The sequence below is a fragment of the Candidatus Kryptobacter tengchongensis genome (genome assembly GCF_001458555.1).
GTDB classification, from domain to species: Bacteria; Bacteroidota; Ignavibacteria; order Kryptoniales; family Kryptoniaceae; genus Kryptonium; species Kryptonium tengchongense.
Genome location: NZ_CZVH01000032.1, coordinates 1 through 15,097 on the forward strand (window position 1 = coordinate 1; position 15,097 = coordinate 15,097).

Below are 15,097 nucleotides of genomic sequence, written 5' to 3' on the forward strand. Positions count from 1 at the left end.
ACATTTTCTTAATTATCCGACCTTCAATAAATACAGTTGCAGGATCAATGCCAGCATTTTTTAAAATTCGGACCGATTCACGAACACTGTCTTTAGCACTTAAAAATGTTTCAAGAAACCAGTCCTTATCTAAACTTTTTGGTTTTTCCATTTTTGTTTTTGTGTCCCGAATAAGTCTACCAAGCGGTAATTTACCCAGCTCTTTTAATTTTGGTAGAGCCCATTTAGCAACTTCAAAAGCAAGTCCTTGCCATGTTTCTGTAAAAGCAGTTTTTCCATCGGGGAAATGTATCTTAGCAGATATTTTGGTATATGTAACATTTTGTTGGTTTAAATCCTTCAATGAAATTTTTGATGTTTCTGGTTTGGGAGGTTGTTGGATTGTGCTTATTACTAACTCTGGAAATTTTTCGCTGACATTTGGCATAGCTGGGCGCCATAGAGCCAAAAGTTTTCTTGCAGAGTCGCCCAAAGTATCTTCACTTAGTTGAATTTTGAAGATATTATTCCCGCCAACTACATTCATATCATATAGTTCCCATACATCTCCATCTGTGAGAACAAAATATGGGACCTTGTTTTGCCAGCAATATTGAAAACCGATATCTCTCACTTTGTTTAAATCCGTTCCAAGTGGTTTTGCCTCCACCATTACCAGAGGAGTTCCATTGTAATAAAGTCCATAGTCTGGGCGACCTTGAGGAGTTGAGATTTCAGGTATCACATGTTCTGGGTTTTCCGTGTCCCATCCGAGCGCACGCAAAATAGGGTCAATAAGCACATAGCGTGTGAGCATTTCATTTTGGCGAAGTTGGGCCCCAAATTTTTGCATTTTGTCTTTGACCTTTGAAATGGCATCAATAAGCTTGTCCATTGTTCTTCTCGTGTTAATTTGGTTCAGTTTAAAGTTATGATTTTCCAGATAAAATTTCAAGCGTTTTTAAAAAGCGTTGAAGATAGTGGAGTTTAAGACATAGTTTGACATAGGGCTAAAGTTAGAAATGAGTAAAATGTAAATTTTGAAAATGTTAAACTTGAATTTTTTGGCAAAGTTTCTTTTTCTTGATTTTTTGTGCATTAGTTTTTATCTTATTTTTGAATTCTCAAAATAAACTTTGGAGGTTAGATATGGCACGAGATAATAACGAAGGGATGTTCAAGGGATTTTTGATTGGATTTCTTGTTGGGAGTGCGTTGGGGGCTGTTCTTGCTATGTTGTTTACACCAAAGAGTGGGAAAGAAATGAGAGCTTTAATTAAAGAAAAATCCGCACAGGCTAAAGAGAAAGCGGAGGGATATCTTGGTGAGGCAAAGGCGAAAGCGGAAGAGGTGATTGAGAAAGCGAAAGAAGAAGCTGAAAAAATTAAAAGGGAGGTTGATGAGATAATTTCTTCGGCAAAGCAAAAAGTTGAAACGGTTAAGGAAGCGGTGAAATCTGGGATTGAAACTTATAAAGAGGAAACGAAAAAGAAAAGTTAAATGAATGCAGAGGCAAGACATTATGTCTTGCCTTTTTTATTTTTAAAATTAACTTTGGTGGGTTATGGAGCTTCTAATTCAAATCTTAACAGCTTTGCTCCTTGCGAGTGCGGTTATAGCTATTGTTTATCTCATTATTGTTTTTATAAGGTTGAGTTCACTGCTTGAAAATTTGAACAAAACGATGGGTGAAATCAACTCAAAGCTTCCGTTAATTCTTGAAAATTTTCAAAGGATCTCGGTGCAACTTGTAGATGTGACATCAAAAGCTCAATCCCAGCTTGAGACAATTCAGAATTTATCGGAGACAGTTCAATCTTATCTTCAGCGTTTCAAGGGTGTATTTTCATCTGACAGTTCCCCATCTTTGGAGGGATTTCCGTCTGGTTTGACAAGAATTTTGGCTTTGATAAAGGCAATTCGCACCGTCATCGCAAGATTAAAAGCATAAACATAAAAAGACAAGGAGGTTGATAAGTGGTGAAAGAATATCCAACAGAAAAAATTAGAAACATTGGCTTAATCGGGCATGGGGGTTCAGGGAAAACATCATTTGCAGAAGCAATACTTTACAGTGCAGGAGTAACAACACGGCTTGGGAGAGTTCAGGAAGGTAATACCGTTTCAGATTATCATCCTGATGAAATTGCTCAACAGGTGTCAATTAATCTGTCGCTTTTGCATTGTGAATGGAAGGATACAAAAATTAACATAATTGATATGCCAGGATATGCTGATTTCATTGGTGAAGTGAAAAGCGGTTTGAAGGTCAGTGACACGGCTCTTCTTTTCGTTAAGGCGGTTGAGGGCGTTGAAATAGGAACCGAAACAGCGTGGGAATCAGCTAAAGAAGTGGGCAATAGTGTTATCTTCGTGGTTAATAAGCTTGATGCAGAACATTCAAACTTTGACAATGTAGTTTCTCAAATAAGAGAAAGATTCGGTCATGAGGCAGTTATAGTTCAATTCCCTGTCAATCAAGGTGCAAATTTTGATTCAATAGTTGATCTCATCAGGATGAAGATACTTAAATTTTCAAAGGATCTTTCTGGAAATTACACAGAGGGTGAAATACCCAGTGAATTAAAGGACAAGGCTGAGAAATTGCGCGAGGAATTGATTGAATCAATTGCTGAAACAGATGAGGAATTACTTAACAAATTTTTTGAGAACGGTGGATTAACAGACGAGGAATTGAGAAATGGTTTTATAAATGCGCTTGCTGAAAGAAAAGTTTTCCCAATCTTTTGTGCCGATGCATATCATAACATCGGTGTTAAACCAATTCTTGATTTCATAGTTGATTATTGCCCAAGCCCTAATAAAAAGTCTGTTGAAGCAACATTGAAGAATGATTCAGCACAGGCGATAAAGTTAAACTATAATTCTTCTGGGGAGCCAGTTATATTTGTCTTCAAAACTGTTTCGGAAGCCCATGTTGGTGAATTTTCCTTTTTCAAAGTTTTTTCAGGGACAATATCTCGTGGGATTGACCTTGTAAATCAGAGCAGTGGGACGCTTGAGAGATTGAGTCAGCTTTATGTTATGAATGGAAAAGAAAGAAAGGAGGTTCAAAAGTTTTATGCCGGGGATATTGGAGCGGTTGTCAAGTTAAAAAATACCCACACAAACGATACCCTTTCAACGAAAACATTTCCAGCTGTAATCCCACCGATCAAGTTTCCTGAACCGGTCATTCAATTTGCGATCATCTCAAAGAATAAGGGAGAGGAAGAGAAGATAGCTGCTGGCTTACATGCTCTGCACGAAGAAGACCCGACATTTGTTTTTACAGTTGATAATGAATTGCAACAAACATTGATAAGTGGACAAGGGGAGACACATTTGATGATAATTGCAAAACGATTAAAGGAAAAGTATGGAGTTGAAGTTGAACTTGGTGAGCCAAAAATTCCATATCGTGAAACAATTAAAGGAAAAGCAAGGGAACAAGGCAAATATAAAAGACAAACGGGTGGAAGAGGTCAATATGGTGATGTCTGGCTTGTGCTTGAACCATTGCCAAGGGGTGGAGGATTTGAATTTGTTGATGCAATAGTTGGTGGAGTTGTCCCAAGAAACTATATCCCAGCCGTTGAAAAGGGAGTTCGGGATACGATGGCTAAAGGAGTTCTTGCAGGTTATCCGGTAATTGATGTCAAGGTCACGCTTGATTATGGTTCATATCATCCAGTTGATTCATCCGATCTTGCCTTCCAGATAGCAGCGTCAATGGCGTTTAAAAAAGCATTTATGAATGCAAATCCTGTTTTGCTTGAACCCATTTATGAAATTGAAGTTAAAGTTCCAGAGGAATATATGGGCAGCGTGATCGGTGATATTTCAAGTAGAAGGGGCAAGGTGATAGGGATGACGGCTGAGGGACCTTATCAGGTTGTTAAAGCATATGTACCGCAAAAAGAGCTTTATAGATATTCGTCTGCATTGAGGTCTTTGACGCAGGGTCGTGGAATTTTCACTGCGAAATTCTCACATTATGAAGAAGTTCCAAAGGAGATCGCAGATAAGATAATAGCGGAGGCGCAAAAGCAGAAGGAAGCGGTTGAAGAAGAATGAAATTATCCCCCTCCTTACAAATGTAAGGAGGGGTTTTATCCCCATATCTTACCTATTTCTCGCTCCGATGAATGGGGCTGTTAAATCCTTCAATAGGGCGAAATTGTTTATTATCATTTTTTTTGTTAAATTTTAAAAAAATTTTGTGTCTTCGTGGAAAAATTTAAAAAATTCACGAGGAGTTCTTAATGACTCATCCTCTCAATATCCTTTTTATTTCCAGTGAAATTGTTCCTTTTGCAAAAACAGGAGGTCTTGCGGATGTTTCTTTTGCCCTTCCACAGGCGATAAAAGAGCTTGGACATGAGGTAAGAGCGATGATGCCAAAATATGGATTTATAAGCGAAAGAAAATTCGGCATACATGAGATAGTCCGATTAAGGGAAATGGATATTCCAGTTGGGGATAAACTTCAAAGGGGGAGCGCAAAGGCTTCTTTTATTGTCGGGCAAAAGGTAAAAGTTCAAGTTTATTTTCTTGAAAATGAATTTTACTATAATCGTGATGGACTTTATGTTGATTCAAAAACAAAAAAAGATTATCCTGACAACGACGAAAGGTTTATATTTTTTTCCAAGGGGATAATTGAGACGCTCAAAAAACTTGGATGGCGTCCCGATGTAATTCATTGCAATGATTGGCAAACCGCACTTGTTCCAGTTTATCTTAAAACAATTTACAACGATGAACCATTTTTTAAGGGTGTTAAAACGGTTCTTACAATACATAACATTGGTTATCAAGGTGTTTTCCCGAAAGAGTCGTTTTATAAATCGGGACTTCCAGATGAAATTTTTCCGCAGATAGAACACAACGGGAAATTTAACTTTCTCAAGGCTGGGATACTTTATGCTGATGTTATAACAACAGTAAGCCCAACATACGCAAAGGAGATAATTTCTGATGACGAAATTGGGGCGGGTCTTTCAGATGTGCTTAAAAAAAGGAAAAAAGATATTTATGGAATTCTAAACGGTGTTGATTACTCCGTGTGGAGCCCAGAAAATGATAAATATATCCCTGTTCCATACAGTATTCAAACGATAGAGACAAAGTATGAAAACAAAAAAGCTCTTTTGAGACATTTTGGACTTGAATATGATGAGAAGATTCCTGTTGTTGCACAAATTTCACGGCTTGCTGAACAGAAAGGATTTGATCTGGTTGAAGAAATAATTGATGAGATGATGAAACTTGACATTCAGTATATTGTTCTTGGCACGGGTGAGCCAAGATATGAAGAGATGTTAGAAAAAATTAAAAAGAAGTATCCGAGGAAGGTTGGAATTCATATCGGTTTCAGTGAAGAGCTTGCACATTTGATTGAAGCAGGCGCAGATATATTTCTTATGCCATCAAGATATGAACCATGCGGTTTAAATCAAATGTATAGCTTAAGATACGGAACAGTCCCAATTGTGAGGAAAACAGGTGGTCTTGCTGATACAGTTGAAGAATTTAACCCCAGAACAGGGAGAGGAACTGGATTTTTATTTGAAAAGTATTCTGGGCAGGAGTTGCTTAAAGCGTTGAAGAAAGCGTTGTCCGTTTATAAAAATAGAAAAGCGTGGTTAAAGCTGATGAAAAACGGAATGCTGAAGGATTTTTCTTGGACTGCGTCGGCGAAAAAGTATGTTGAACTTTATCAAAAATTGGTAACGCCAACAAAAAAGACACGAACTGTTAAGGCAAGATGAACGAACGCAATGTTGCTATATTCCTTGACAGGGATGGAACAATAAACGAAGATTTGAATTTTCTATCTTCCCCAGAACAAGTTGTTTTGATAGATGGTTCAGCCGAAGCTATAAGGGAAGCAAACAAGCTTGGTTTAAAAGTCATCGTCTTTACAAATCAAAGTGGCATAGCACGAGGTTATTTTACGGAGGAAGATTTACACAGGATTCATAAACGGCTTGATGAATTGCTTGCTGAAAAAGGTGCGAGGATAGATGCTTATTATTATTGTCCACATCATCCAACCGAAGGTAACGGGGAATACAGAGTTGAGTGCGAATGCAGGAAACCTAAAGATGGGATGCTTCGGCGTGCTTCAAGAGAACAAAATGTTGATTTAAAGAATTCTTTCGTCATCGGGGACAGATGCATTGATATTCAAGCAGGGAAAACAGCAGGTGCGGTCACTATACTTGTTTTAACTGGCTATGGAAAAGAGGAATATGAAAAGTGCAAGGGTGAAAATTTTGAACCTGATTTTATTGCACAGAATTTGAAAGAAGCAATTGATATAGTCAAGAGGTGTTTGAAGGAGAATAAAGGTGATTTAGAAAACAACAAAAAATATATCTCCAAGGAATGAAAAATATCGTTGAGAAGAGTAAGGCGAAAAGGGCTTTGAAAAAGTTATCTTTATTATTTTTTACTTTGTTTCTTTTTGGATGTGCTAAAGAGCCAAATGATGTTGGGTTTGGGCTTTTGCCAGATAATGAACTTTTCAATGTAAAAGTTTATGAAGATTCTGTTGAGGTTTATGCGGAAAATATTCAAAATTTCGTTTCAAACTCATCATCAAATGTTTTGCTCATCGGAAATTATGATAACATCTCATGCAGTATATTGATTCGTTTTGATGTTCCTGACACTTTAAAAGATGTAAAGATGGAGTGGGCGCAAATAAGATTATTCAGGTCAAAATTTTTCATCGGGGATAGCACTTTACCTGTTCATTTTACCGCTCATAAAGTTTTATCAAACTATTATGACACTCTTTATGACGCACAAATCATAGGTGAATTTAATTCTGTTCCTGATTCTGTCAATTATTTTAAAATTGACACGGGAGTTGTGAGGGAATGGCTCAACGGGCGAAATTACGGACTTTACCTCAAGCCCCAAAACTCGGGCGTTATTTGGGGATTTAATTCGCTTGATGAAATACTTTTTACCCCCGCACTTGAGATTGTGATTCGCAGGGAAAATGACCTTGATACCATAAGATTTTTTTATGGAAGTGATGGATATATTGCGAGATTAAATGAGCAAATTGATACAAATTACATCGTTCTTCAGGCTGGGGTTGGATTAAGAAGCATTTTAAAGTTTGATGTGTCAAGACTTCCCAAAAATATAATTATAAATCGTGCGGAAGTTACTCTGTATTTGAAGGAAAAAAAGAAATATAAGGATGGTGTTGATTCAATACTTGCTGGATTTATAACAGATGTTAACCTTGTTAAAAGATCAATAGGTGGATTTGAGGGGAATTATCTTGGCGTGAGAAATCCGCTTGACACAATTGAATACATAATTCCGCTTACAACCCCAGTTCAACGCTGGGTGAATGGAGAAGCAAATAATGGGATTTTAGTAAGGAGTTTTTCAGAAGTTGATAATTTTGATCGCCTTGTTTTTCATTACACAGATAGGAAACCAAAGTTAAAAATCTATTACACAACAAAACCTGGGATTTAGGGCAGATGAGATTTAAATTTTTAATTTTGTTTTTTCTTTATTCAATTTCAATTGCTGGAGGTTCAATTTATTCAAGGTTTGGTCTTGGAGTTTTGCGTTTTTCAACGGTTGATAAAACTGCTGGACTTGGTGGGCTTGGGATTGCTCTCTTTGACCCGATTTATATAAACCGATATAATCCAGCTTTATGGAGCGAGCTTGCAAGGGTGAGAGTTTCAGGTGGTTATCTTTATGAGGGCACATCAACGCAGGATAGATTTAAAAATACTTTTTTGACAAGTGGAAATTTTGATGGAGTTATGTTTGCAATTCCACTATGGAAAAAACATGGATTGACATTTGCAACTGGCGTAATGCCGTTTAGCAAGGTAAATTATGCTGTTAATAAAGATTCGTTGATTGAAAATAGATATTTCTCTCAGTCATATAAAGGTGAGGGTGGAATTTCAAATTTCATCTTTGGGTTTTCATTTAAGCCATTCGGTAAACTAAGCATTGGTGTTAGGGGTGAATATTACTTTGGGACGATAATTAATTCATGGGATGTTGATTTTGGAAGCTCTGAATTTTTCTTCTCAAGAATAAAGCGTGAGAGAAATTGTGGGGGGCTTGGCTTTACCGCTGGAATTGCTTATGGGCTTGGCGTTGGGAGAAATTCTTTTACAATGGGATTTGTGTTTTCTTCACCCGTTAATTTAAAAGGTTTGACATCCGTTGAGTATACCGTTCCTGTGCCAGGTGGCTCAACTATTTCAGAAGTTAATGAGTTAAAATTGAAGTTACCTTATAGGGCTGGTTTCGGTTTGAGTTATTTTGTGAGAGATAGGGTTCAATTTTCAGGCGATGTTTATTATCAGAACTGGAGAAAGTTTGAAATTAACGGCGAGCATCCACCTGAGATAACCGATGCTTTAAGGGTTGGAACTGGGCTTGAGATTTTACCGTCAAGAGAAGTGACCGCTGGTTTTTTTGAAAAGACATCTTACAGATTTGGAATTTTTTATAACAGAACATATTTTAAAATAGATGAGAAGCAAATAAACGAGTTATTTTTAACTGTTGGGTTTGGTTTTCCTGTGAGTTTTGACACGAGGTTGAATTTGGCAATTGAGTATGGAATTAGAGGTGATCTTGAAATAGTGCGGGACAGGATTTTAAGGATTTCAATCGGAGTAAATACAGGAGAAATTTGGTTTGTAAAACAAAAACTTGAGGATTAGCAAAATGAGAAAGGTAATTTTGACATTATTTTTTATTTCCGGGGTAATTTTCGCACAGGGGACCCAGCAGGATTCAATAGAAGTTTTGAAAAATTGGTCTTTATTTTATGAATATTTCAAAACTGGGGACTATGTAAGTGCTTTCCCATACGGGTGGAAAGTTATGGAGATGCAGCCGACGAGGTTTAAAACTCTTTATAAGGCGATGGAGAAAATTTATCTTAAATTTTATGAAGAAGCGCCACCAGAAAAGAAAACACAATACGCTGATACACTTTTGATAATTTATGACAATGCGATAAAGTATCATCCTGAGAACGCATCTGAGTATTATTTGAGAAAAGGGTATGTTCTTGAAAATTATTATACAAACAGGGAGATTGAAGCGATACAGGCATACGAGAAAGGGATTGAGCTTGATTTTGAGCATATAGAATTTTACTATATTGATCGCCTTGGTGTCCTTTACATAAAACATATGGAGGAAAACCCAGAGTATAGGGAGAAAGCAATTGAATTATATCGTAAAGTCCTTGATAAAGATCCCCAAAATGTAACTGCAAATGATAGATTGAGAGCGCTTGTGAAGGATATAAGCGAGTTAATTGAACTTAACAAGAAACGACTTGAGGTAGATCCAGAGAATACAGAACTTATATGGACGATTGCTAACCTTTATATTCGTGCGGAGGATTATAGAAATGCAATTCCATATCTTGAGAAGTTGACAAAAAAATTTCCTGATAACGAAACTTACTGGAATCGCCTTGGTTACTGCTATCAGCGTGTTGGGGAGTATAAGAAAGCAATTGATGTTTATAATCGCTCATTGAAGATTAACCCAGATGCAAAGGAGATAATACTCAACATTGCGGTTTGCTATCGTGAGCTTGACAATTTTGAGCAGGCGAGGATTTGGGCAAGGAGGGCTATGGCAAAGGATAAAAACTGGGGAAGACCATATCTTGAAATAGCACAGATCTATGAAGCAGCTGTTGCAAAATGTGTTAAAACGACAAAAGGAGGCGATTGGACAAAGATTGATTTTGTAGATAAACTTGTTTATCAACTTGCGGTTGAGTATTATGAACTTGCGAAAAGAATTGATCCAAGCGTTGCAAATGAAGCAAATCAAAGAATAAAAAATCTGGAGACACTTGTCCCAACCCAGGAGGATTATTTCTTTAATAAAAGAAAAATAAAAGAAGGCAAAATTGCGATAACTGGTGGATGTTATGACTGGATAGGTGAGAGCATCACTGTGCCTTATAGAATATAAATTCCTAAGCTCATTTTTGGAATAAGGTTTTTAATTTCGCAGGCGTTTGCCTGCGTTTTTATTTTAAAAATAAAAATTTCCCCACCATGAAAATAGCCGTTGCGAGCGATCACGCTGGATTTGAATATAAAGAAAAAGTAAAAAAATTATTGAATGAACTTGGACATGAAGTTGTTGATTTCGGTTGTTTTTCCCCCGATTCAAGCGATTATCCTGACTTTGCATATCCCGCTGCTAAGGCGGTTGGAGTTGGAGAATGTGAAAGAGGCGTTTTTATATGTGGCACGGGAATTGGCGTTTCTATAGTTGCAAACAAAGTCAAAGGTGTCAGAGCTGCAAATTGCTGCTCTGTTGAGGAAGCCAAGCTTTCAAGACAGCATAATGATGCAAATGTGTTAACATTTGGTGCAAGGCTTATCTCATGGGAGATCGCAAAAGAAATAGTTAAAGTCTGGCTTGAGACGGAGTTTGAAGGTGGAAGACATGAGCGAAGGGTTGAGAAAATACATAAGTTGACGGGACTTTAAATTAAGTTGATAAGGGAGAAAATTTCAATGTTGGGGACGGATTAATTTCACGATGCTTTTGAATGAACCTTTACCGTTTGCGGTGAAATTGTTTTTTTTTCTTATGGAACTTCAACGGTTGATAAGATGAATTCTTTTGCCAGCGTCAAGCTGGCATTTTCATTTTATGGGTAAATTTTGATATTTGTTGAAGGTTTTGATAAATTTAATTAAAAAATTAGGTGTGATATGTTTCGTTTAATTCCTTTGCTTGCCGTTGTTTCAATTTTTTTGTTCGCCTGTGCAAAGCGTGGGAAACCAACTCTGGAAGAGTATTTCAGACCTGAGGAGGCGAAAGTTAAAACAGGTGGTGTGAAGTTAATCTCAGTTCAAACCCCGAAGGGGACTTTTAAGGTCTGGACGAAAAAATTTGGAAATAATCCAAGAATAAAAGTTTTGCTTTTACACGGGGGACCTGGTTCAACGCATGAATATTGGGAGTGTGTTGAAAGTTTCTTTCCACAGGAGGGTATAGAATTTATTTATTATGATCAGCTCGGCTCATGGTATTCAGATCAACCTGATGACAGTTCCCTCTGGGTAACGGAGAGGTTTGTTGAGGAGGTTGAACAGGTTAGGAAAGCACTTGGGCTTAATAAAGATAATTTTTATCTTCTTGGTCATTCTTGGGGTGGCATCCTCGCAATAGAATATGCCCTAAAGTATCAGGAAAATCTCAAAGCATTGATCATTTCAAATATGATGTCAAGCTGTCCTGAATATGATAGATACGCTGATGAGGTTCTATCAAAAGATATACCACCTGAGGTTTTAAAACAAATCCGTGATTTTGAAGCGAAAGGTGAGTATAAAAATCCAAAATATATGGAACTTCTTTTGAAGCATTACTATGTCAAGCATGTTTTGAGAATCCCAATTGAAGAATGGCCTGATCCCGTTGTGAGGGCATTCAATCATACGAATGAGAAAATTTATGTTTTGATGCAGGGACCAAGTGAGTTTGGAATCTCGGGGCGACTTGAAAAATGGGATAGATCCAAAGATTTAAATAAAATTAAAGTCCCAACACTTGTCATTGGTGCAAGATATGACACAATGGACCCAGAGCATATGAAATGGATGGCAGCGCAGGTTCAAAACGGAAGTTACCTTTTCTGCCCAAATGGAAGTCATATGTGTATGTATGATGATCAAGAAAATTATTTCAGGGGGTTAATTAAATTTATCAAAGAAGTTGATGCTGGCAAGAAAAAAGTTGAATTTTGAGATGTTTGTGATGAGGCTGTTAAAATATCTTGTTTTAATTCTTTTGATTTTTGAAACTTTGAATGCCGATGTTTTTAAGGTTAAGATAAACAATAAAATTGAGGTGATCCCTGCATTCCGTGAGGCGAAAACTCTTTACATTTCTTTGCCTGATCTTTTGGGGCTTCTTGGAATTGAGTATAGAACGGATACATTAAATAACTTGCTAACTTTCAAAGTTTCCGACAACACTTTTAAGTTTATATCTGAAAACCCTTTTATCGTTGTGTCCTCAGGTGATGAAGTGAAGATTTTTCAGATTCCAGTTGAGGTTATTTCTGGGGCTGGGAAAATTTTTGTCCCTGTTAAGTATTTTTCTGAAATTTTCAGCCGTTATTTCCCACACGATTTCAAGTTTGATGAGAAAAACAATATGATAATTATTTCAATCTCTGAACCAGTTGAGGTGAGTCTGCCCAAATTTGATGTTTACGATGTAAAGGTTGAAAAAAGAAAGAACGGCTATTTATTTAAAATTTTAACCGCAAGGAAAATTTCCGATTATGAAGTCTGGCTTGGGAGAAATAACTGGCTTTATATAACAATTGCAAATGCTAAGGTTGATATTTCCGCTTTAAAAAATCTATCAGCTCCAGAGCTTTTCAGTGATATTGAAATCATACCTCATTCGCGCTCGGTTCAGATATCTTTTAAATTAAAACCAAAGATAAAACATTACGAGGTCATAGCCGATAAAAATGGGACAGATATTTTAATATCACTTTACATTGATGAAATAATCTCAAGGATTGAAGATGTCAAAAGAAAATTTTTGCTTGATGTTGTCGTAATTGATGCTGGGCATGGTGGGAAAGACCCTGGTGCGATTGGAGTTTATGGAACTCGTGAGAAAGATATAACTCTTGCTGTTGCAAAAAAGTTGAAAACGCTGATTGAAAATCTTGGAATAAAGGTCGTTATGACAAGAGAGGAGGATGAGTTTGTTGAGTTATATAGGCGTGGGCAGATAGCAAATTCAAATGGTGGTAAAATTTTTATAAGTTTGCACTGTAATTCAATGCCGTATAAACCACATAGCGCAAATGGATTTGAAGTTTATATTTTAAGACCTGGTAAAACTGAGGATGCCATTAGAATTGCGGAAAGGGAAAATGCTGTCATAAAACTTGAGGAAAATTACGAGGAGAGATATAAGCATTTGACTGATGAAAGCTATATATTAACTGCGATGGCTCATAACGTTTATGTTAAAAATAGCGAAAGATTTGCCGAGATTTTGCATAAGGAGGCGGGAAAAATTCTGGATATAAAAGTCAATGGAGTAAGCCAGGCGGGTTTTTATGTCCTTGTCGGGGCTTCAATGCCAAGCGTTCTGGTTGAGATGGGCTATCTTTCAAATCCAGAAGAAGAGAAATATCTAAGAAGCGAGACAAATCAGTGGAAGATAGCAAGAACGATTTTCAATGCTGTAAAAAAATTTAAAGAAGAGTATGAGGCATCAATTGCTGATTAGGGTTTTCATATTTTTACTCACGATAGGTTTGAATTTTGAAACTTTAGCTGCGGTTAAAGAAGCTTTAAAATTTGCCCGCGAGGGAATTAACAAAGCTGTTGAACTCGCCCCGAAAGTTAAAAAGAGAAAATCTTTTGATAGCAGAAATTATTATCCTGGCGAGATAAAAGTTTTTTTACAAGGTTTCAATGAAAAGGGATACAACTAACGATGTGATAATCAAATCAACTGGTTATTCCGAGGTTGATGAGGTAACGATTGAAATTAAACTTTCAAGGATTGAAAAAGTTGAAATGGTTGAAAAGGCGGTTATTTCGGCGTGGGGGATGTTAAACAGAAAAAATTTTATAAAGTCGGATAGAAAAACTGATAAAGTTGAGTTTAAAATTGGGGATTACGATGTTGAGATAAATGTAAAATTTGAAGGTTCTGAACAGGCGGAAATAAAAATCGCAAAGATAAAAATCATAGTTGTAAGTCCAGTTGAAGAATTTGAGAAGGCAGTTGTTCAAGCTATAAGAAGATACAAAGTTTCAGATGGAAGTTTCATTTAAAAACAAAAGTAAAAAAAGAAATGAACACTATCGGAGTTGTTGGGGCTGGCAGAATGGGGAGTGGAATTGCACAGGTTATGGCACAAGCAGGTTATGATGTTATATTGTTTGACATATCAAATGAGACATTGCAAAATGCGCTTGAAAAAATAAGGGCTCATCTTCAAAGGGCGATTGAAATAGGGACAATTAAAAAGGAACAGTTTCATAATATTTTAACAAAAATTCATCCGACGACGAAGTTAAAACATTTTATAACTGCTGATATAGTTTTTGAAGCGGTGATTGAGGATATTGATGTAAAGCGAAAAATCTTCCAGGAACTTGATGACAGATGTCCTCCATCAACTATACTTGCGACTAACACATCTTCAATGTCGGTCACAAAGATTGCTTCTGCAACGGAGAATCCGTATAGGGTTATCGGAACTCATTTTTTTAATCCGCCGTATGTTTTGAAACTTGTTGAGGTCGTGAAAGCACAGCATACATCGGATGAGGTTGTTGAAAAGACTGTTGAATTTTTGAAAAAAATTGGGCATTCACCAATCGTTGTTAAAGATTCGCCAGGGTTTATAGTTAATAGAATTTCAAGACATTTTTATCTTGAGCCGTTGCGTGCGTATGAGATTGGACTTGCGGAAATAGAAGAAATAGATCAAGCATTTAAACTTTTTGGGCTTGAACTTGGACCGTTTGAAGTGATTGATTATGTGGGACTTGATGTAAATTATGTTGTATCAAGATCAATTTATGAGAGATTTAATTATGAAGAAAGGTTTAAACCCGTTACATTTCAAGCAAAGCTTGTTGAAGCTGGTTTGCTCGGCAGAAAAACGAACGCAGGATTTTATTATTATGTTGGAAAAGAAAAAAAACTGCATGACTTTTTGAGGCGCGAGAAAGTAAAATATAAATTTGGCAAAAAGTTTATAAATCTTGCCGATACAATATGCAAAAAAATTTTAAGCCAAAAGAATGAATTGAATGAATCGCAAAAAGTTGTCCTCGCTTTGACTATTGCGATGATCATAAACGAAGGATTTTATGCTCTGATGGAGGGTCTCGCAAGCAAAGAAAATATAGATCTTGCCTTCAAACTTGTTAAATTTCCAGCTGGTCCATTTGAGCTTGGGGAACAAATTGGCTTGAAAAATATAATCAATTTTCTAAATCTTGCTTGTGAGGAATTCATATCCAATAGATACAAACCAGCTCTGCTTTTAGTTAAAAGTTAAAAATGTGATAGT

The 15,097-nt window shown here is 36.7% G+C and carries 15 protein-coding genes; 14 read left to right on the forward strand and 1 reads right to left on the reverse strand.

Going from position 1 to position 15,097, the window contains the following annotated elements; genetic code table 11:
- A partial coding sequence (locus AT685_RS02865; protein WP_072151474.1) for a type I restriction endonuclease occupies window positions 1–874 on the reverse strand: 874 nt, incomplete at its 3' end.
- 254 nt (window positions 875–1,128) lie between these two features.
- On the opposite strand from AT685_RS02865, the gene AT685_RS02870 reads away from it, so the two are divergent.
- The 14 genes from AT685_RS02870 to AT685_RS02935 all read left to right on the forward strand — a co-directional run bounded on the left by AT685_RS02870 (window position 1,129) and on the right by AT685_RS02935 (window position 15,085).
- Window positions 1,129–1,479, forward strand: a complete 351-nt coding sequence (locus AT685_RS02870; protein ID WP_072150123.1) for a YtxH domain-containing protein — start codon at window positions 1,129–1,131, stop codon at window positions 1,477–1,479.
- Window positions 1,480–1,543: 64 nt separating this feature from the next.
- Window positions 1,544–1,930: a DUF948 domain-containing protein gene (locus tag AT685_RS02875; protein WP_072151475.1), complete on the forward strand. Its 387-nt coding sequence runs from the start codon at window positions 1,544–1,546 to the stop codon at window positions 1,928–1,930.
- 29 nt (window positions 1,931–1,959) lie between these two features.
- Window positions 1,960–4,056 (forward strand): elongation factor G, encoded by a 2,097-nt coding sequence (gene fusA / locus AT685_RS02880; RefSeq protein WP_072150129.1) that lies wholly within the window; start codon window positions 1,960–1,962, stop codon window positions 4,054–4,056.
- A 188-nt stretch (window positions 4,057–4,244) separates the two neighbouring features.
- Window positions 4,245–5,753: a glycogen synthase GlgA gene (glgA, locus tag AT685_RS02885; protein ID WP_072151476.1), complete on the forward strand. Its 1,509-nt coding sequence runs from the start codon at window positions 4,245–4,247 to the stop codon at window positions 5,751–5,753.
- Window positions 5,750–6,376 carry a D-glycero-beta-D-manno-heptose 1,7-bisphosphate 7-phosphatase gene (gene gmhB, locus AT685_RS02890; RefSeq protein ID WP_072151477.1) on the forward strand — a complete coding sequence of 209 codons (627 nt, stop codon included), beginning with the start codon at window positions 5,750–5,752 and terminating at the stop codon, window positions 6,374–6,376. Before glgA ends, gmhB begins: the two co-directional genes overlap by 4 nt.
- Window positions 6,373–7,488, forward strand: coding sequence for a hypothetical protein (locus AT685_RS02895; RefSeq protein WP_072151478.1), 1,116 nt, complete (start codon window positions 6,373–6,375; stop codon window positions 7,486–7,488). Before gmhB ends, AT685_RS02895 begins: the two co-directional genes overlap by 4 nt.
- A gap of 5 nt (window positions 7,489–7,493) precedes the next feature.
- The gene (locus AT685_RS02900) at window positions 7,494–8,708 is read left to right on the forward strand and encodes a BamG family beta-barrel-assembly machinery protein (RefSeq protein WP_143713094.1); all 1,215 of its coding nucleotides are present in this window, start codon (window positions 7,494–7,496) and stop codon (window positions 8,706–8,708) included.
- A gap of 4 nt (window positions 8,709–8,712) precedes the next feature.
- On the forward strand, window positions 8,713–9,987 hold the full coding sequence (locus AT685_RS02905) for a tetratricopeptide repeat protein (RefSeq protein WP_072151480.1): 1,275 nt from the start codon (window positions 8,713–8,715) through the stop codon (window positions 9,985–9,987).
- Between the two features lie 86 nt (window positions 9,988–10,073).
- On the forward strand, window positions 10,074–10,514 hold the full coding sequence (gene rpiB / locus AT685_RS02910; RefSeq protein WP_072151481.1) for a ribose 5-phosphate isomerase B: 441 nt from the start codon (window positions 10,074–10,076) through the stop codon (window positions 10,512–10,514).
- A gap of 228 nt (window positions 10,515–10,742) precedes the next feature.
- A complete protein-coding gene (locus AT685_RS02915; protein WP_072151482.1) occupies window positions 10,743–11,780 on the forward strand; it encodes a proline iminopeptidase-family hydrolase in 1,038 nt (345 codons plus the stop codon).
- Window positions 11,752–13,293, forward strand: coding sequence for an N-acetylmuramoyl-L-alanine amidase family protein (locus tag AT685_RS02920; protein WP_072151483.1), 1,542 nt, complete (start codon window positions 11,752–11,754; stop codon window positions 13,291–13,293). Before AT685_RS02915 ends, AT685_RS02920 begins: the two co-directional genes overlap by 29 nt.
- Window positions 13,271–13,501: a hypothetical protein gene (locus tag AT685_RS02925; protein WP_072151484.1), complete on the forward strand. Its 231-nt coding sequence runs from the start codon at window positions 13,271–13,273 to the stop codon at window positions 13,499–13,501. Before AT685_RS02920 ends, AT685_RS02925 begins: the two co-directional genes overlap by 23 nt.
- Complete coding sequence (locus AT685_RS02930) at window positions 13,482–13,847, forward strand: hypothetical protein (RefSeq protein ID WP_072151485.1); 366 nt, start codon at window positions 13,482–13,484, stop codon at window positions 13,845–13,847. Before AT685_RS02925 ends, AT685_RS02930 begins: the two co-directional genes overlap by 20 nt.
- Before the next feature lie 20 nt (window positions 13,848–13,867).
- On the forward strand, window positions 13,868–15,085 hold the full coding sequence (locus tag AT685_RS02935; RefSeq protein ID WP_072151486.1) for a 3-hydroxyacyl-CoA dehydrogenase: 1,218 nt from the start codon (window positions 13,868–13,870) through the stop codon (window positions 15,083–15,085).
- Window positions 15,086–15,097 lie beyond the last annotated feature (12 nt).